Source organism: Candidatus Lernaella stagnicola (genome assembly GCA_030765525.1).
GTDB classification, from domain to species: domain Bacteria; phylum Lernaellota; class Lernaellaia; order Lernaellales; family Lernaellaceae; genus Lernaella; species Lernaella stagnicola.
The window spans coordinates 321,980-341,529 of sequence record JAVCCK010000038.1 but is presented as its reverse complement, the minus strand read 5'-3'; the positions used below and the strand labels follow the sequence as shown (position 1 = coordinate 341,529).

Annotated in this window: 14 protein-coding genes; 10 read left to right on the top strand and 4 right to left on the bottom strand. The window is 62.2% G+C overall.

The features are described from left to right. Window positions 1-29: 29 nt before the first annotated feature. Complete coding sequence (gene hydG, locus P9L99_18520) at window positions 30-1,427, top strand: [FeFe] hydrogenase H-cluster radical SAM maturase HydG (GenBank protein ID MDP8225363.1); 1,398 nt, start codon at window positions 30-32, stop codon at window positions 1,425-1,427. A 123-nt stretch (window positions 1,428-1,550) separates the two neighbouring features. Beyond that, on the top strand, window positions 1,551-2,024 hold the full coding sequence (locus P9L99_18515) for a GNAT family N-acetyltransferase (GenBank protein MDP8225362.1): 474 nt from the start codon (window positions 1,551-1,553) through the stop codon (window positions 2,022-2,024). 21 nt (window positions 2,025-2,045) lie between these two features. Here the strand turns inward: P9L99_18515 and P9L99_18510 are convergent, their stop codons facing one another. Beyond that, on the bottom strand, window positions 2,046-2,447 hold the full coding sequence (locus P9L99_18510; protein MDP8225361.1) for an AhpC/TSA family protein: 402 nt from the start codon (window positions 2,445-2,447) through the stop codon (window positions 2,046-2,048). A gap of 220 nt (window positions 2,448-2,667) precedes the next feature. Here P9L99_18510 and P9L99_18505 point away from each other — a divergent pair, with 220 nt between their 5' ends. Further along, on the top strand, window positions 2,668-3,114 hold the full coding sequence (locus tag P9L99_18505; protein MDP8225360.1) for a GNAT family N-acetyltransferase: 447 nt from the start codon (window positions 2,668-2,670) through the stop codon (window positions 3,112-3,114). Here the strand turns inward: P9L99_18505 and larA are convergent. Then, a complete protein-coding gene (gene larA, locus P9L99_18500) occupies window positions 3,104-4,372 on the bottom strand; it encodes a nickel-dependent lactate racemase (protein MDP8225359.1) in 1,269 nt (422 codons plus the stop codon). The two genes, P9L99_18505 and larA, sit on opposite strands and share 11 nt — an antisense overlap. Then, window positions 4,369-5,166: an SDR family oxidoreductase gene (locus P9L99_18495; GenBank protein MDP8225358.1), complete on the bottom strand. Its 798-nt coding sequence runs from the start codon at window positions 5,164-5,166 to the stop codon at window positions 4,369-4,371. The genes larA and P9L99_18495 overlap by 4 nt, the downstream gene beginning before the upstream one ends. Before the next feature lie 82 nt (window positions 5,167-5,248). Here P9L99_18495 and P9L99_18490 point away from each other — a divergent pair, with 82 nt between their 5' ends. The 7 genes from P9L99_18490 to P9L99_18460 all read left to right on the top strand — a co-directional run bounded on the left by P9L99_18490 (window position 5,249) and on the right by P9L99_18460 (window position 18,078). Then, window positions 5,249-5,467: a hypothetical protein gene (locus tag P9L99_18490; GenBank protein MDP8225357.1), complete on the top strand. Its 219-nt coding sequence runs from the start codon at window positions 5,249-5,251 to the stop codon at window positions 5,465-5,467. Between the two features lie 202 nt (window positions 5,468-5,669). Continuing rightward, window positions 5,670-9,017: an isoleucine--tRNA ligase gene (gene ileS / locus P9L99_18485; GenBank protein ID MDP8225356.1), complete on the top strand. Its 3,348-nt coding sequence runs from the start codon at window positions 5,670-5,672 to the stop codon at window positions 9,015-9,017. Between the two features lie 131 nt (window positions 9,018-9,148). Continuing rightward, a complete protein-coding gene (locus P9L99_18480) occupies window positions 9,149-10,774 on the top strand; it encodes a hypothetical protein (protein ID MDP8225355.1) in 1,626 nt (541 codons plus the stop codon). A 34-nt stretch (window positions 10,775-10,808) separates the two neighbouring features. After that, window positions 10,809-12,209 (top strand): C45 family peptidase, encoded by a 1,401-nt coding sequence (locus tag P9L99_18475; protein ID MDP8225354.1) that lies wholly within the window; start codon window positions 10,809-10,811, stop codon window positions 12,207-12,209. Window positions 12,210-12,359: 150 nt separating this feature from the next. Next, the gene (locus tag P9L99_18470) at window positions 12,360-14,441 is read left to right on the top strand and encodes a hypothetical protein (protein ID MDP8225353.1); all 2,082 of its coding nucleotides are present in this window, start codon (window positions 12,360-12,362) and stop codon (window positions 14,439-14,441) included. Window positions 14,442-14,556: 115 nt separating this feature from the next. Continuing rightward, complete coding sequence (locus P9L99_18465; GenBank protein MDP8225352.1) at window positions 14,557-15,870, top strand: heparan-alpha-glucosaminide N-acetyltransferase domain-containing protein; 1,314 nt, start codon at window positions 14,557-14,559, stop codon at window positions 15,868-15,870. Between the two features lie 45 nt (window positions 15,871-15,915). Then, on the top strand, window positions 15,916-18,078 hold the full coding sequence (locus P9L99_18460) for a GDSL-type esterase/lipase family protein (GenBank protein ID MDP8225351.1): 2,163 nt from the start codon (window positions 15,916-15,918) through the stop codon (window positions 18,076-18,078). Here P9L99_18460 and P9L99_18455 read toward each other — a convergent pair. Continuing rightward, window positions 18,075-19,523 (bottom strand): radical SAM protein, encoded by a 1,449-nt coding sequence (locus tag P9L99_18455; protein MDP8225350.1) that lies wholly within the window; start codon window positions 19,521-19,523, stop codon window positions 18,075-18,077. The two genes, P9L99_18460 and P9L99_18455, sit on opposite strands and share 4 nt — an antisense overlap. Window positions 19,524-19,550: the final 27 nt, after the last annotated feature.

The following is a 19,550-nucleotide window of genomic DNA, read 5'->3' as shown; positions in this document are numbered from 1 at the left end:
CGAGAAACGTTGTAGAACGGAGTTGAAAAATGAGTACGACCGCGCCCGAACTGCAGCCCTCCATCGACGAAACCCGTATTTTCGAAACCTTGGCAAAGCGCGAGAAGAGCGCCACCCGCGTGCTTGAAGTGCTGGCCAAAGCCGCCGAGCTCAAGGGCTTGGAAGCCGAAGATGTGGCGGTACTTGTCTCGGTGAGCGACCCAGAACTCATCGCCGAACTGTTTCAAACTGCCCGCCGGGCTAAGGAAACAATATACGGCCGGCGTCTCGTACTATTCGCGCCGTTGTACATTTCCAACCTCTGTTCCAACGAATGCCTGTACTGCGCTTTTCGTGCGCGCAACAAGGAAGTGGCGAGGCGGACGCTAAGCCAAGAAGAGATCGCCCGCGAAGTGACCTTCCTTATCGAAAGCGGACACAAGCGCGTGCTGCTTGTGGCCGGCGAATCGTATCCGCAGGAAGGATTCCGCTACATTCTCAACGCCATCGAGACAATTTACAAAACGAAAAGCGGACCGGGCGAGATTCGCCGCGTCAACGTGAATGTCGCACCGCTCGAGGTTGAGGAGTTCCGCGAACTCAAGGCAGCGGAGATCGGCACGTATCAACTATTTCAGGAAACCTACCACCACGAAGTATACCAGCGGGTGCATGTAGGCGGAAAAAAGAGGGATTACCAATGGCGCCTCAGCGCCATCGACCGCGCCGTAAAAGCGGGCATCGACGACGTGGGCATCGGCGTCCTGTTCGGTTTGACCGACTGGCGTTTTGAGATTCTGGCGTTGCTGCAACACATCCGGCATCTGGAAGCGCGCTTCGGTGTCGGGCCGCACACCATCAGCGTGCCGCGCCTGGAGCCGGCGACGGGTTCGGATCTGGCGAGTCATCCGCCGCACGCGGTGTCCGATCTCGATTTCCGCAAGATCGTGGCGATCCTACGCCTCGCGGTGCCCTACACCGGTATCATCATGTCCACCCGCGAGACGGCCAACATCCGGCGCGAGACCTTTGCGCTGGGCGTCTCGCAGATATCGGCCGGCAGCCGCACCAATCCCGGCGGATACGCCGACGACGACGGCGACGACGGGCAATTCTCTCTTGGCGATCATCGCACGCTCGAGGAAGTGATTCGGGACATTGCCGGGCTGGGCTATGTACCGTCGTTTTGCACGGGCTGTTATCGCTTGGGCCGCACGGGCGGCGATTTCATGGACTTGGCGAAGCCGGGTTTGATCAAGGCACACTGCGATCCCAACGCGTTATCCACCTTCTTGGAGTACTTGCTCGATTACGGCACGCCGGAGACGAAGGCCGCCGGCGAGCAGGCGATCGCCGATTTTATGGTCGATATGGATGAGGTGCCCCTCAAGCGGGCCGAGGCGATGCTGGCCAAGATCCGCGCCGGACAACGCGACGTGTTCTGTTAGCTCGCCTTTTGGATTGTCCGGCCGGCGTGGGTTTCTCGAAGAAAAGAGGTCGATCACCACGAGGCCATGAAAAAAGACGTACCCCACGGAAAACGCCGATCACGCCGTAAGGAGAAAAGCAGTATGTCGGACATCACCATACGAGCCGCGCGGCGCGGCGACGCCAAAACGCTGGCCGCCAACAACCAGGCCATGGCGTTGGAAACCGAAAATCTGGAAATCGAATGGGACACCGCGCTGGCCGGGGTGAACGCCGTGCTCGAAGAACCCAGTCGCGGTTTCTACCTCGTGGGAATTCGCGGTCTGGATATCATCGGGCAATTGATGATCACCTACGAGTGGAGCGATTGGCGCAACGGCGACGTGTGGTGGATCCAATCGGTCTACATCGCCCCCGAAGCGCGGCGCACCAAGTTCTTTACGGCGCTTTACAACGCGGTGCTACGGCGCGCGCACCGGGCCGGCAACGTCGTGGGCATCCGCCTGTACGTCGATCGCCGCAACAAGCGGGCGCAGGCGGCGTATGGGAAGATCGGTATGCGGCGCAGCGCTTACTGGATGTACGAATCGCTCTTCGAGCATAACGTCAAGAAGTAGTTGCCGGTCGCGGAAACCGGTTCAAGACAGCGCGGCCAACACGTCCGCGGGATCGGCGTGGTCGCCCGCCGTTTGGCTCACAAAGGTAAAGAGCGCACCGGCCGCCGGGGTGATGACAAACACGCCGCCCTGCTGCCACGGGTCGCCCATGGTCGCGCCCTGGCGAAAGCCGCCCCGAAGGGCTCGAATGCCGTTCAGCAAAGTTTTCGGGTGGAGCGTCGCGCCTAGATCGCGCCGCAAACCCGCGGCGGCGTAGGCCTTCAGGGCGGGATCGACAAGCACGCGGGCGTCGAGCGGGGCGTCTTCCAAAAACATGCGGGCGTGTTGCGGCTGACCGCTGCCGACCACGGCAAGTTGCGCCCCACGGCGTTGAATTTCGGGCAGCACGTCGCGCAACTGCGCGACCTGTTCACGACAGAACAGTCACCCAAAATGGCGAATGAACACCAACACCGTCGTCTTGTCGCGCCAGGCGTCACCCAAGCGATAGGGGCGTCCCTCGGTATCCAATACGGTGATGTCGGCCAGCTTCTTCAAGTCCATCACAATTGCCTCCGCACGATGCAAACCCTATGGTGAATCTAACGTTGCTTCGAAATGAGGCAAACCGCAACTAGGGTAGCCGTTCGACCGGGAGACGCCGATGATGATTCGTCCTTACCACGAAAGGGATTGCGAAACGGTGCTCGACATCTGGTACCGGGCCTCGCGCGTCGGCCATCCCTTCATATCGGACGCGGAATTACGGCGCCAGCGGGAAGAAATCCGCACCGTGTATATCCCCAAGGCGGCGCAGTGGCTGGCTGAGATCGACGGGCGTGTCGCGGGTTTTATTGCGATGCTCGGCAATTTCATCGGCGGGTTGTTCGTCGATCCCGGATTTCATCGCCGCGGGGTGGCTAGTTCTCTGGTGGATTTCGTGCGCCGCAGCCAGCCGTGCCTGACCGTTGAGGTGTTCCGCGACAACCACATCGGGCGGGCGTTTTACGAGCACTGCGGCTTCGTGTTGCTGCGTGAACTCACCAACGAGAACACCGGTTTACCCGCCATGATTTTAGAAATCGGTGGCGAGGCCTCGGCTACGGAATAAGCACCGGCACGGTTTGAAAGCCGTCGGGCAGCACGGCGACATCTTGACCGGCGGCCTCTGCAGCGAGAAAGGCGTCGAGCTGGGCAATCGGCTCGCATTTCACCGCGCGAATCACTTCCGCATCCACGTCGGCATAGATCGCCACACGCGCCTGCTCCAACACGGCGGCGAAGATTTGCGCCTGCCAGCCGTCAATCACCGGCCCCGGCTGGGCGTCGAGCCACGCCAGGATGTCGCCGGGTTTATCGCCGATCTGCATGATTTCGGCGAAGGGTTGATGAATGCCGAAACCGTCTGAGCATTCGGCGCACAACACGATCCAGCCCCCCGGCTCAACCAGCCGCGCCGCTGCCGCGATTCCCTTGACGGCCTGGTACAGATTCTGGTCGAGCGGGTAGCCGCAGTTGGACGTGACCACCACCGGGAAACGGCGGTCGACCGCAACGAATGACGTGCGCCGCACCCATTGGCACGCCGCGGCGTGGGCGGCCCCGGTGTCGCCGGCGAAAAACGCCTCGGGTTGCTGGTGCTCGTTCAAGGCGACCTGCACCGCGAAATCCGGCGGCGATAAGGCGACCAATTCATCGACCAGGCGGCGAATCGGGTTCTCGGCCAGCGTTCCCCACGTGCTGCGCGGGTCGGCAATCAGTTCCGGCCGGTGCGCCGCGAGGATGGTTTCGATGCCCGCCACGCCGGGCACGACGGCCTTCGCGCCGCCTGAAAAACCGGCGAAGAAGTGCGGTTCGACCAAGCCGATGACGAGGCGCTTGTCCGCCTCAAGATAGCGGCGGTTCAGCCACAACGGCGTGCCGTCCGCGGCTTGGCCGACGCGGCGCAGACCTGATTCATCGAAGGCGTCGTGGTTTTCGATGCGAATGGCGTCGTCGAGCGCCGGGCCGAACATGCTGCGCAATTCGTCTGGGGTGTTGGCGCGATGGGCGCCGTTGCCCAGCAAAATCGTCACCTGCTCGGGCGGCACGGGCAGTTCCTCCAGCAGCCAAGGAATCACGCGGTCATTGGGCAGCGGGCGCGTGCCGTCGGCGGTGACGATCACCACGCGGTCGCCGGGATCAATCAGGTCGGCCAGGGGCGGAGACGAAATCGGGCGCTGTACGGCTTGCCTGAACGCTTCGCGACCGGCCGCTTGCTCTTCGCCGTCGGGCCGACGCAGCACGGTCCAGTCGCCGGCGGATTCCGGCACACGCAGGGCGACTCGGCCCTTGCCGAAACACACCGGTATGGTCTTCCGGACGATCACGCCTGCCTCGAGTCGGCGAGCCGGTCGGTGACCCAAGCCACGAGCGTGGGCGAAAAGCGTTTGGCCAGGGCCGTGAATTTCCCATCGAAGCCCGGCACGATGAGAAACTGGTTTTTGCGCATCCCGCGCAGAAGGTCATCGACGACCCGGTCGGTGGTGAGCACCTTGGCCGCCCCGGCGATGGCCTCGGTCTCGGGCGGTTTGCGGCGGTTTTCGGCCGCCAGCATGGGGGTGTCGGTGTCGGGCGGGCACAGCACCGAGACGCGAATACCGAAGCGGCGCATTTCGGCGCGCAACGATTCGGAAAGGCCGACGACGCCGAACTTCGAGGCCGCGTACGCCGAGTAGCCGAACACGCCGAGCAGGCCGGCGACCGAGGCGACGTTCACGATGTGTCCGCCCTTGGCTTTCATGGCCGGGACCAGTACGTGGCAGGTGTTCCAGGTGCCGTAGAGGTTGATGCGCACCGTTCGGTCGAATTCGTCGTACTCCAATTGTTCAAAGTAGCCCGGATACGAAACCCCCGCGCTGTTGACCAGAATGTCCGGCGCGCCGTGCTCCGCGACGGCCTCGGCCAGCACCGCTTCGACTTGCGGGCGATCGGCGACGTCCATTTCGAACATCGCCCCGCGGTCCGGCTGGTCGAGGGAATCCAGCGCCGTGGCGAGCGCTTCGCGGCGGCGGGCGAAGAGCACGACGGTGGCGCCCCGCGCGTTCATGCGTTGCGCGACAGCCAGGCCGATGCCGCTGGAACCGCCGGTGATAAACGCCAGTTTGTCTCGCAGGACGGTCATCTCTATAGTCTCCGTGACGCGGTTCGCGTGTTGCGTCTGGTATTGGTATCATTTTCCGACCCTCGATGAAAAGGAGTTGTCGATGCACGACGACGTATTCGTGACCAAGGACGATACGCAGGTGGCCGAGCGGAAATTCTGTCCGCTTCTCAAGACCAAATGCATGGGCAATGAGTGTCAGTTCTGGGTGCGCGATTACATGGAAGACCGCCGCACCACCCGGGTGGACTGCGCGGTAGCCATGATCGCCACCGCCCTGACCGACGAAGCGCTGGCCAAGCTGCAAGGCGGAAAAAGCTGACGCCAGCCCCGGCTTTCGCCTCGGGGCCGAAATAAAACGTCGTCCGGAGCCCAGCGGCAGGAATCGGAATTCCGCATTGAACCCGCGGCCGGTTTTGCTTATAAATGTCTGTTTTATATAACGGTCCGTCGCCGGACGACATTCCGGCGGGCGGCGTACGTGCCGAGGACCGCGAGCCATCGTGAATTGGAAGGAAGATTTGATGAACGACGAAAAAGACAACACCGCGAGCACCGAACCCCGGTACGGGAAAGTCGATACCTGGTTCGATATCGTACCCCTCGAGAAAGAAATCCAGGCTTTCTGGGACGAAGCGGGTATTTTCGAGAAGTTGCGCCGCAAAAATGCCGGCAGCGCCAAGCGCTTTTCCTTCCTCGACGGCCCCATTACCGCCAACAACCCGATGGGCGTGCACCACGCCTGGGGTCGGACGCTCAAAGACGTCTATCAGCGCTATTTCGCCATGAACGGCTGCGACCAACGCTACCAGAACGGTTTCGATTGCCAGGGCTTGTGGGTCGAAGTGGAGGTCGAAAAGGAACTCAATCTGCACGGCAAGGACGAAATCGAGGCCTTCGGCATCGACAACTTCGTGGAAGCCTGCAAAGCGCGGGTCCGCAAGTTTTCGGGGATTCAGACCGAGCAGTCCATCCGCCTCGGCCAATGGATGGACTGGGACGATTCGTACTTCACCATGAGTGATGAGAACAACTACACGATTTGGTCGTTCCTGAAGAAATGCCACGAGCGTGGCAAAATTTACCGCGGCACGGACGTGATGCCGTGGTCGGGCGAATCGGGCTGCGCGTATTCGCAAATGGAAGTCGTCGAGGGCCGCAAGCTCGTGGCGCACACGGCGCTCTTTTTGCGTTTTCCCCTCCGCGGGCGTGACGACGAAAACCTGCTGGTCTGGACGACAACGCCCTGGACGCTGACCTCGAACGTCGCGGCGGCGGTCAACGTCGATTTGGAATACGTCAAGCTGAGGGAAAAGCGCTCCGGCCGAGTTTACTACTTCGCGGCCGAGAACCTCGAATACCAGCGCCAGGAACGCCAGTTCAACGAGAAGAAGGAATGGGTCGAGGGCGTGCCGAAGCTCAAAACCATCGCCCAACTGTTCAACGAACGCGGCGGGTACGAAATCCTCGGCTACGTCAAAGGCGCGGAACTGGTCGGCTTGGAATACGACGGCCCCTTCGACGAACTGGAAGCGCAGAACATCCCCGGCGGCTTCCCCTTCGAGCGCGAAGACGTGACGATCAGCGGCGTCCAGGCACACCGGGTGATCGACGGCGGTCGCGACAACTTCGGCAACCCGATTGTTGTGGCGGGCGAGGGCACCGGCATCGTGCACATCGCGCCCGGCTGCGGCGATATCGACCACGAAATCGGCAAGGAACTCGGCTTGCCCGACATCGCGCCGCTCGACGGTGAGGCGAAGTTCCTGGAACCCTTCGGACCCTTCGCGGGCCGGGACGCCATCGCGCCCGACACCGTTAAGGCGGTGCTGGGTTCGCTGCGGGATAAGGACCTGCTGGTCGCCACCGAGCAGTATCCGCACATCTACCCGCACTGCTGGCGCAAGGGAAACGCGCTGGTCTTCCGCCTGGTCGACGAGTGGTACATCAACATGGACTGGCGCGACGAGATCAAGAAGATCGTCGACGATATCCGCTGGATTCCTTCCTGGGGCCGGGAGCGCGAACTGGAATGGCTGACCAATATGAACGATTGGATGATCTCCAAGAAGCGCTATTGGGGCCTAGCACTACCGATCTGGGTTTGCGAGAAGTGCGAGAATTTCGAGGTCATGGGTGGATACGAAGAACTCAAGCAGCGCGCTGTGGCGGGCTGGGAAGAGTTCGAGGGTCACTCGCCGCACCGGCCGTGGATCGACCAAGTGAAGATTCAATGCCCGGAATGCGGGGGCGTCGCCCACCGCGTGCCGGATGTGGGCAATCCGTGGCTGGACGCGGGCATCGTTCCGTATTCGACGGTGCACTACAACGCCGACCGCGAGTACTGGGCCAAGTGGGTCCCCGCCGACCTCGTGCTGGAGAGCTTCCCGGGCCAGTTCCGCAACTGGTTCTACTCGTTGCTGGCGTTGAGCACGATGATGGAGGGCATCGCGCCCTTCAAGACACTCAAGGGCTACGCGCTGATGCGCGATTCGCACGGCGAGGAAATGCACAAATCCAAGGGCAACGCCGTGTGGTTCGACGACGCGGCCGAGCGCGTGGGCGCCGATGCGCTGCGGTGGATGTTCATCAGCCACGACCCGCAGGCCAACCTCAACTTCGACTGGGATCAATTGCGGCAGATTCGCGGCAAATTCCTCAACACCTTGTGGAACAGCTACAGCTTTTTCGTGAACTACGCGCGGATCCTGGGTTTCGTGCCGGGCGGGCCGGAAACGCCCTTCGCCCAGCGGCCGGATTTCGACCGGTGGATCCTCACCGAGCTGCAGAAGACGATCGAGGCCTGCCGCGGCGCCTACGAGGATTACAACGCCCGCAACGCGGTGTTGGCGATTGAAGGCTTCGTCGCGGATCTTTCCAACTGGTACATTCGCCACAATCGCCGCCGTTTTTGGGGCACGATCGAAGATGTCGACACGCGCACGGCGTTCGAGACCCTGTTCGAATGTCTGGATGTGCTGCTGCGTTTGGCCGCGCCGGTCATTCCTTTCCTGACCGAGGCGATGTACCGCAACATGGTGCGCGCCGTGCAGCCCGACCAACCCGAGAGCGTGCATCTGTGCGATTTCCCGCAAGCCGACCCGGCGCGCCGGGAAGATCAACTCGCCGCCGACATGAAGGCCATCATCCGTCTCAACAGTCTGGCGCTGTCGGCCCGCGAGTCGAAGAAAGTCAAAGTGCGCCAACCGTTGGCGCGCCTGACTGTCGGCCCGGCCGACGAAGCGGAGAAAAAGGCCGCCGAGCGTTTCGCCGCAATGCTGCGGGACGACCTGAACGTGAAGGAACTCGAGGTACTCGACCCCGACGCCCCGAGTCCGCTGACGTATTCGGCCAAGCTCAATTTCAAAACGGCGGGTCCGAAACTGGGCGCGCACGTCAAAGCGGTCGCCGCGGCGGTGAACGACGACAACGAGGCGATTGTTCGCGCGATGCGTGGCGGGGCCGAAGTGGTCACGGTGACGGTGGATGGCGCCACGGTCAGCTTGGATCGCGCGGATGTGCTTTTGCAGGGCGAGGCGCCCAATGAGCAGGCGGTGGCCGAGGAATACGGCACCTGGGTTTCGTTCGACGCGGTCATCACCGAAGACTTGCGCCTGGAAGGCTTGATGCGCGACGTGCTGCGCAAGCTGCAGGTATTGCGCAAAGACGAGGGTTTGGAGATCGAAGACCGCATCACGATGCGCTGGTCCACCGCGTCGGCGGACCTTGAGACCGTGATGACGAAGTATCAGGAATTGCTGGCCGAGGAACTGCTTGTTGTGGAGATGGTTCAGCAGGCCGATCCGCCCGACGCCGCGACGATCAAGGTGGCGGGTCAGACGATAGAAGTGTCGATCAGCAAAGCTTCGTAAGGCGGCGTCGCGCCGTCTCGATCCGTTCTATAAAACGAGTCTCAATCGGCCGTTCGGCCGTGATCCGGATAACGGTCCCGGCGGTTTTGTGCTACAGTCCCGCTGTTTGCGATTCGGTTATGGGGGATAAAATGAAAGCGTTCAGCCTCGGACTTATCGTGTTGTTTTTTGCCGTTTTATGTTTGTTGATCATCCCCAACATCGCTTGCGACGATGATGACGACGACGATAACGATAACGACAACGATGACACGACGCCCGCCGACGACGACAACGACGATAACGATACGTCTGATGACGACACCGGCGACGACGATACCGGCGACGACGACACCGCCGGCGACGATGATACGGCCGGCGATGACGATACCGCCGGCGATGACGACGTCACGCCCGATGACTACGTGGCACCCTGGCCACAAACCAACATCGAGCCGCGCGACTACGACGAATCCGGCGAAGCGGGGCAGTTGCGCGACAAAGCTGGAGACTACGACGACTGGCACCTGACGTGGCACCAACCGGACCACGGCAGTTGCGTCCATTGTTATTTCGCCGACGACACCTACGCGGAGGTGACGGGCTATCACGGGGCGGGTGACAGCACGATCTGGACCGGCACCTATCTGGGCGCGCAGGCCATGCGGTATTGGGTCACCGGGGACGAGCAGGCCAAGCAGAACGCCATCGCCAAGGTGGTGACTCTCGACGGGCATTTGCACGTCACCGGGCGTCCGGGTTTCATTTCACGCTTTTGGGGATCGCAGGACATGCTGCCCTATCACGGCGGCGACACGTGGTGCGACAACAACGATCGCTGCCACAAGGTCGATTCGGGGCCTTACGCGGGCGATTTCTGGTTTGGCGAAACCAGCCGCGACCAATACACGGGCTGGTTCTACGGCATGGCGGTTGGGTACGACTTGATTGACGACGAGCCGACGCGGGAGATCATCCGCGACGATGTAACCGAAGTGCTCGACACACTGATCGCGGACTTTTGGTTCATCCTCGATGAGGAAGGATTGCCGACCGACGCCGCGCCGCACGTGTTGCCGCCGATGCGCCTTTCGTGGCTGGCGATCGGCTATCACATCACGGGCGAGGAGCGTTTCAAAACCGAATTGCAGGCATGGTTGCGCGATTCGGCCCGGCTGAGCATCCGCGTGAATACCATCGCGACGTTCAACCGGTACGCACAGTATTTCGGGAACAACCTGGCGCACGAGAATTGGTACAACGTCTTGCGCCTGGGTCGGGTTTACTTTAGCGAAGACGATTACAACTTCCTGCTCAACGTTTTTGAAACCCAAGTGCACACCTTCACGCGGCTGTCGCACAACCCTTGGTTTGCAGGCATTTTCATCGGCGCGGGCGACTACACGCCGGGCAAGGATGATGAGTACCAAGCGCAGGTCGTCGAGGATTTGACCGACTTTCGCGATGCGCCGCTGGCCGAGTACTACGTGCCGGAGCGCGACCCGTCGACCTATACGCTCGATCCGCTTTCGGTGTTCTTCCATGACTTGCAGGTGCAGTTCCCCTTCCTGGGCGACTTGATGGGCGACATTTACTACCAAGCCAACGAACCGGTCACGGTGGATCTGCAATGCCCGGCCGGGTTCATGTTCCAGTGGAATCCCTACAACATTCGCGAATGCGGATCCGATACGCCGACCAAGGTGCATTCGGGTCACGACTTCCTGGCCGCCTACTGGATTAACAGCTATCACAAAGCGATCACAAAAGAGGACTGACGACGCGCGTCCGTCGTCGAATACGGGGTGAATCATGAGAAGAACCGCGACGTGGATTATGGTGATTGTCGCCGCGCTGATGTTGTCTCTCGCGCTGTTTGCTTGCGGGGATGACGACGACGATGACAGCGGCGACGGCGCCGGCGACGATGACGACGACAACGACGATACCGCGGCGGACGACGACGACGATAACGACGACAACAACGACGACGAGTGGACGCCGGTCGAGCCGCACGTCGAAATCTACGAAGGCTGGCAGATCGTCTGGTTGGCGGGCAGCGCCTACGACATGGGCCATCAGCAGGGCACGATGCTGCACGCGGAGCTTGGCGCGGGCATCGATTGGCTCGACCAGTACCATCTCATCGACATCCTGTTGCCGATCGCCCGTTTGCTCGGCTTGATCGACATGGCGGTCGACAATTCCTACCCGGATACCTTGGCCGAATGCCGCGGGCTTTCCGACGCGGCGGGCGATGTCGGCTTTACGATGGAAGTCTGCCTGCTCATGAATTTCGGCGACGTGCTCGTGGAATTCCTCGGCGAAGGCTTCCCGCCGGCGCTACGCGGCCCGGGTTGCACGCAGGTCGCAGCCGCCGGGGACGCCACGGTCGACGGCCGCCTCTACCACGCGCGGGGCCTGGACTGGAGCAAGATCGATTACCTGCTCGATTACCCGGTGATTTTCGTGCGGCAGCCCGACGACGGCATTCCGCACACGTTTATCGGTTTCCCGGGCAACCTCAGCCCTTATTCGGGCATGAACGCGGCGGGCGTTACCGTGGCGTCCAACGAAGCCGACCCGCTTAACAACACCGTGCACGACCGCTACGGCCGCAGCCACGTGCAGATGCAGGCGATGCTGCTGAAAACGGCAGGCAGTCTGCAAGAAGCGCAGGAGTTCATCCTTGCCCAGGATCACATGACCGTCGAGACCATCGTGGTGGCCGACGCGGTTGCGGGCGAGGCCGCGGCGTTTGAAATGACGGGCGTGGGCGTCGGCGTGCGGCCGCTGGAGCAGGGCGTGGTCGTGGCGACCAATCATTTCGTGGCGCCCGAAACCGAAGACCTGGACGCTGAACCGGCCGGTGCCTCGAGCCTCCGCCGCTTTACGCGCGCGACGCAGCTTTGCGGTCCGGACGGTGACGAAACTCATTGGGGCGAAATCGACCCCGGCGTGCTGATCTCCGTGTTGCGCGACCGGGTCAATCCCGACAACGGCGAAACCACGCCGCCCGGCGTGTTCGACAACGACGAAAGCATCGCCACCAACGGCGCGATTTATCAGATGGTTTTTTCCGGCGAAGACCTTTGCTTTTGGGTTTCCGGCGGCGAAATTCCGGTTCCCGAGCAAACCTTTGTTGGGTTTTCGCTTGGCGAGCTGCTCGAGCTGCCGGACGCGGTGGCCGTCGATCCACTTTTTTATGAGTGATCGATTTCGCTTGCGAAAAAGCGGCCCGGGCTTGGTTTCGCGCGACGCCGCCGGTTGACACAACTTGGCACTTTCGTTGAGATAGAAACCGGCGGTGTGTTTATTCCGATGTGATTTCAGCGTTTTCCTGCGCCGTGTAGGAGTCTTACCATGCGCTTAGTGCCGATTCTTCTTCTGTCGTTGATTCTCCTGCTCACTTTTTGTTTTGCCGCCTGCGGCGACGACGATGACGATGACAACAACGACGATAACGACATCGATGATGACGACGACGACAATAACGATGACGACAATGACACAACTCCCGCCACCGACGATGACGATACCGTCACTGATGATGACGATAATAACGACGACGACACTGCCGAGGAATGCGACAGCGGCTTGTTTTTGTCCTTCAACTTGACCGAAGGCGAGCGCAACGTGCCGTTTCCGTCGTTGACCTTCATGGAACGGGACGAGGACTCGCCGACCGGCTTTCGAACTCGCGTGGGCGACGAGTTGGTTACGTACCTCGCCGAGCTTTGGTTGTCCGTGCGCACGCTCTTCAAGGATATCGACGGCCTCGACGGCTTCGGCGTGACCTGCCCCGTGTGGTTCCACACCGCCGCCGAGCCGGACTTGTCGGGAATGTCCGACGGTGAACCCAGCCTGGACGACCCCATCTTTTGCGCCGTCTTGGAAGATGCCGAGCACGCGCATTACGGCGAGTTGTGGCGCGTCGACACCCTGTACCGGCCCCAAACCGGAGTGCTGGAACTGCGGCCGCATTTCCCCTTCCCGGAAAACACGACCATGGCGTGCGTCGCCACGACGAATTTGCGGCCGGAAGACGGCGACTGCTACGAGCGGCCCGCGCATCTGAGCTACGTGCTGAGCGACGCGGCCGACCCGGACGCGCCCGACGCGGCGATGCTCGAACCGCACCGGCAAAAATGGGCGCCTTTCCTCGCGGAACTCGAAGCGCAATACGGCGTCGCGCCCAGCGAAATTGTCGGCGCGTCCTTTTTTCACACCCAGTGGGTCAGCCGGGATCTGATGATCATTCACGAGAAGCTGGCCGACCGGGCGCTGACCGATCCGCCCACGCCGAGTGAATGGCGATACCTGGGCTACAACCATCCGAACGTCGATTCCATGTGGGAAACCGACTACCAGACCGTCGGCTGGCTGCACGACGGCAAGTTCGCCTACGACGCCGACAGCGAGCCGATTACCGGCGACCCCATGGACGTCACGGCGCGTTTGATGCTGCCGAAAAAAGGCATCAACGGGCACGAGGGTCGGTTCCCGGTGGTCATTTACGGGCACGGCATTCAGTCGAGCCGGGGCGAGCTCTCGACGATGGGCCGCACCGTGGCCGGGCAGGGCTTCGCGACGATTTCTATCGACTGGGTGTACCACGGCGCGCGCACCGATATCCCGGAATGGGTGCCCGAACCGCTGGAAGTGATCTATCGCTTCCTCCAGTTTTACAACGTGCTGGCGCCCTTGCAGTGCCGCGACACGTTGCGCCAGGACATCGCCGATTTGTACTGGCTCAAGCACTTGATCCGTGAACTCGACGAAGTGGACCTGGTCCCGTACGAGACCGGCGGCGATGGCATTCCGGACCTGGACACGTCCACGATTTACTACATGGGCCATTCGCACGGCGGCATTCACGGCGGAGTGTACGTCGCCGTCGAGCCGGACGTGGACACCTTCATGTTCAACGCCGGCGCGGAGAATTACCGCAAGATCATTACGGGCGCCTGGTACGGCGAAGTGCTCGTCGGCATTTTGAAAATCGTCGAGTTGTTCTCGGACGATCCGTTGATCGACAAGGTGGACTTCACACTCGACCTCATCAGCCACATTATCGAACCCGCCGACGGCTACGCGTATGCAAATCTCGTGATGAAGGACCCGCTGTTCGAACGGGATAACCTAAACCTCTTGCTGCAGATGGCGGCCTACGACAACACGCTGGGCGGCCCCGGCTGCTCCGAGATGGCACGCGGCATCGGCTTGACCTTGCTGGAGCCGTACCCCTATTTGATCGAGGACATACCGACTGCGCTGACGCCGGTTCAGGAGCCCGCGGTGTTCATTTTCGACACTCACGAGCATTCGATGATCTTCGGTTCGGGCGGCGAGTTTTACGAGGGCGCTCACAACCAATTGGCGACCTTTATGCGAACTGCCTACGACGACGGCGTGGCCACGATCATCAGTCCGCTAATCGAATAGCGCTATTGAGCGACGCATAAACCTGTGCCAATATCGCGGCTTGCAGGCCGGTCGTCTCCCCGCGCGTGTCGCACGCCGGAGACACCACAACATTTTGCTTGAGGAGACGATGGCCGTGGCCGCCAAACACATCCGCTATCCCGAAATCGATATGCTTAAAGGACTCGCCTGTGTGCTGATGCTGATCGGCCACGCGGTGCGGGTGGACATGCCGGCGCCGCGCGCGTTGGACAAAATCATCTTGTACATCATGGATTTCTCGGGCCCGATTTTCTTTTTCGTTTCGGGCATGAACGTGATGACGTTCCTCGAACGCAACCGCGACAAGCCCGGCTTTGCGGCCGACCGCTTTTACTACATGGCCGCGATTTTGCTGTTTGTGCTCGGCTATACCTACAACATCAACCGCGTCAGCCTTGCCTTTTTCGATATTTTCCAAGGCGTGGCGATGTGCACCATGGCCGTCTATTTTCTGATGCGCAGCAAACTGCCGACCTGGGCGCACTTCGCGATCATGGCGGCGGCCTTCGTGTTCTACACGCAGTTTCGCGTGCGCCTGCAACTGGATATGGTCATCCCCGATTTTTCGGCGCTCAAAGCGCAGATACCCTCCGGCGCCGATTTCATGGTGGCCATCAAACCTATCCGGACATTGCTAAGTGAACTCGGACCGATGCGGCGCATGCTGTTCGTTCACTTCAGCATGCTTCCGTGGGTCGTGTTTTTCTACATGGGCGCGTTGTGCTACCGCAGCTTGGTTTCCGGTTCGGGCAGCGAGCGGCCGTGGTGGATTCTGTTCAGCGTGTTGTTTGCGGCGGGGCCGGTCGTGCACTTGGTCGACGGCGGCCGCGTGTTTCCGCAGATGTTTCTCGACAGCTACCTTGACCTGATGATTCGCGGCATCCCGAGTTACGTGCTGATCACCGTGGGCGGCGCGGGGCTGTCCTACTTGCTGGCGCGGCGTTTCTACAAGGGCGCGAAGGCCTACACCAACCGCGCGGTGAAGTGGATGTTTGCGCACCTGGAGACTCTCGGCAAGGAAAGCCTTTTGTTTCTGGTCGTGCACTGGTGGGTGATCGCCACGGTCCGGCTGCCGATCATGGTCGTGGCCAAGCGCGGCGGGCTGGGCGAGGCGTTGCCGTGGGCCGAAGAGTATTCGCGCGCGATCATCGTCCTGGTCGCCACGCTGTTTTTCGTCCCCTTCTTTGCCGCGATTCGCAATCGTTGGGACCAGGCGAATCGTTACGGCCTCAAGATGGGCCTCTGGATGGGCTTCGCGATATTCTGCGCGCTCCTCTTTTTGCCGTTTTCGCCCTTCTTGTCCAACTACGCCAGTTACGGCTCGAGCTTCGGCTTCGCGTTTTTGTACCCCTACCTGAGACGGCGCCTGCGCGCGCGATATACGCAGTTGCCGCCCGCCGCTGCCTGACGCATCTTTGACCTCCAGGCGGCATTGGGCGACAATCGCCGAACCATGACCGCGAACAAACCCCATCACCGCGCCGAATGGCGGCCGCTGGCCGCGTTGTTCGTAGTGAACGTGCTGCTGGTCGGCCTGCCTTTTCTCGTTCCGGACAATCCGGGTGGCGACTGGTACAAGGGCCCGCTGGTCGACCCGGTCTCGCCCTACTCGACGGCCGGGGGCGTGCGGATGCTCGGCGCGTGTCTGGCCGCGCTCTTGGATCTGACGGCGCTGTTCGTCTTCGGCGGCTTCGCGCTCTTGCGTAACCGCCTGCGCGATCGCCGCTGGCTTATGCCGGTGATCGGACTGGCCGCCGTAGGCCTCGCGCTGACGAGCGTGGAACTGGGCTTGCGCGCCTATCTCAACGCCAACGTCAAAACCATGTTTCTACCCGACCCGGTGCTGAACTGGCGGCTCGTTCCGAATCTCAAGGATTTCCACAACACGGTCGGCGGTGAGTACGTCACCACCAATTCGCTGGGTTGGCGCGCGCCGGAGCCGCCGCCCAACCGCGCCGCCGACGAGGTGCGCGGCCTGTTGCTTGGCGATTCCTCGGCGTACGGATTGGGCGTCGCCGAGCCTGAGACGATGGCGCGGGCGCTGGAACGCGGGCTGACCGCCGCCATGCCCGGCAAGCGGGTGACGATCTACAACGCCGCCTGCCCGGGGCACACGACGCATCAGGGGTTGAAACTGCTGCGCGAACACACCGAGCGGCTGCAGCCGGACCTGGTCGTCATTGCCTACAACAACGACCCGGCGCTGGAATTCCACACCGACCGCGAGCGCGAAGCCGCCGGCGGTGCGCAAGGGATGCAACGACTTCTATACCGCAGCCGGCTGTTCATTGTCCTGCGGCAGGTGCTGGTCGGTTTGTGGCGCGGGCAGGCCTTGGATTGGGAAGACCCCGGCGAAGTGCACCGCCGCGCGGTCGAGGGCAAACGCATGAAGCACCGCGTGCCGCTCGACGAATACGAGGACAACCTGCGCCGGATGATCGAATTCGCCCGCGAGAAGCGTTTCACGCTCGTGTTCGTGCGCATGCCGGTGAACAGGGAAATGGAACATTTCATCCCTCGTTTTTATGACGAGCGCTACCCGCAAGCACTGCTGGCGTTGGACCGAGACGGGGCGGCGGTCGTCGTGGACGTTGACGTGCGCTGGGAGGCCGACGGCGTCGTCGATTTCCTTCCCGGTCACCTCTTTCACCCCAACGCGGTCGGGCACGCGCTCATCGCGCGGGACGTGCTGGGCCGGTTGCGGCAGGTCGGGTTTGTCGCCGGGGATGTTCGAACCGCGTTGCCCTTGCGGTTGGGTTACAGCGCCATCACGCCGCTGCATACGTTGATCGGCGAAGTGCTGCGTCGAACCGATATCGCCCGGAAGCACGGGCTCGACGCAAGCTTTCGTGTTTTTGAGCGCGGCAGCGACCAAGCCGACGCAGCGCCCGAACTGGACGGTACGTTCACGACCGAATTGCCCGCCGTGCTTTTCCTCACCGCGCGACCCCGCTGGCGGATCGTCGGCTGCACCGGCGGCCTGGGCCGCATCGGGCTCGTGGCCGCAACGCCCGATGTCAAACAGATCGGTCAGCTACGCGGCGGCAAGATCGGCGTTCCCTTCGAATCGACGCCGCATGCCGACCTTACGCGTTGGCTGGCCGCCGCCGGCCTGAGCGCCCCGCGCGACGTGGCGCTCGTCAACCTCGGGATGCGGGACCACCGGCAAGCGTTGGCCGAGCGGCAGGTGAGCGCCGTGGCGACTTGGGACCCGTGGCTGACGGCATTGGCCCGTGAGGGCGGGCGATCGGAAGTGGTGTCCCGCCCGTTTTACTCCTTGTTGGTGCTGACCGAATCCTGGCTCGTCCGACACCCGCAGGGCCGCGAACGGTACCTGGCCGCGGTGCGCGACGCGCTGTTGTATGCCCGCGGGCACCGCGAAGAAGTGTTGGGGTGGGTCGTCGAACGAAGCGGTTTGAGCGAGCCGGTCGTCGCGGCGTTGTGGGAAGCGTCAGGTCGTCGGACGGGAGAGATCGATTTCGCCGTGCCGCCCGAGGCGGAGGAATCCCTGGCGCGCATGCTCGCGTTTTTCCGTCAGGTAAGCGTGCCCGAGATCGAAAACGACGAGCCGTGGTTGCGGCTGCGCGGTCAGATGGAAGCGACGCGCCGCGATTAAATGCGCCGCCCGCCCGCCGCGCGCATCAGCCAAACTTTCAGTAGCGACATCCCCCCCGCCACCGTGCGTTTCAACTCGACCCATGAGCGGATGCGTCCCAACGTGCGGACGAGTGTGCGGGGGTGGGCGTAGAAAGCGAAGTTGACTTTCTTGAACGCGTCGACGAGTTCGTGCTTGGTGAAGTGTTCGGTCCATGTCGTCGGCAGATCGTGGTCCGGCGTGGGATTGCGCATGAAGCGCTCCCACACATCGGCGGGCCACAAACCGCGTTCGACACCCAGCGCGAAGGACGGCGACTCGGGGTAGGGCGAAAACAGCGAGTACACCACGTAGTCGGGTTTGAGTTCCGCGATGAAACGCCGCGCGTCCAGAAGCTCCGCCATCTTTTTTTCGTGGGGCGAGCCGATGATCATATAGGCGATGGTCAGCACGCCCGCCTCGTGGGTGAGCGCGAACGTGCGGCGCACGTCGGCGATCGTCAGCTTCTTGTCCAGTGCCCGCAGGCCTTCGTCGGTGTAGGTCTCCACGCCGTAGTGGGCGCGTACCAAACCGGCCCGGCGCGCCACGGCGAGCATTTCGCTCGACACGTTGCGGCAGCCGCCTTTGAAGCCCCATTTCATGCGCACGTCGCGCCGCAGGATCTCCTCGGCAATGTCGATGACGCGTTGCTCGGTGATGTTGAAAATGTCGTCCACGAAATGCACTTCGCGGATGCCGTAGCGCCGGGAGCATTCTTCCAGTTCGTTCACGATGTGCGCGGCGCTGCGCGCGCGATAGCGATGCGGTACCGAGCAATAGATGCATTGAAACGGGCAGCCGCGGCTGCCGATGATCGTCGTCGCCTGCCGTTCCCGCATCGCCGGAGTGAAGTACACGCCGCGGGGCGCCCAGTCGCGGTCGGGCAGGGGCAGGTCGTCCAGGTCGTGGATCGGCTCGGCCACCTCGCTATGCTCGACCACGCCGTCACGCACGCGCCATACGCCGGGGATGCTCGACCACGCCTCTTCGTCGGCCAACGCGTCCAGCAACGCGACCAGCGGCTTCTCGCCGTCCCCGCACACCGCCGCGTCCACGCCGGGGAAGCTCGCCGCCGATTCCGGAAAAGCGTTGACGTGCGGCCCGCCCAGCACGATCTTCGCCTGCGGGGCGCCTTGGCGGGCGGCGCGAACGACCGCCGCGACGTTAGCCAGGTTGTGACTGTTGGCGGTGACGCCTACCAAGTCCGGCCCGGCGGCGGCGATACGACGAGCCATGCCGGTCTCGTCGGGTTCGTCGAGGCGGAAATCCACGACATTGCACGCGTGTGACGAGCGCGCTTTCACGTAGGCCGACAGGTGCATCACCTGCAGCGGCGGAAACATATGCGAGCCGCGCGAGTTGACTTGCTGCGGCACGCCGGCCCACACCTGATGACGGTTGGGCGGATGAACGAGCAGTGCTTTCATGGGCGTACGATAAGGTGCGGGGAGGCC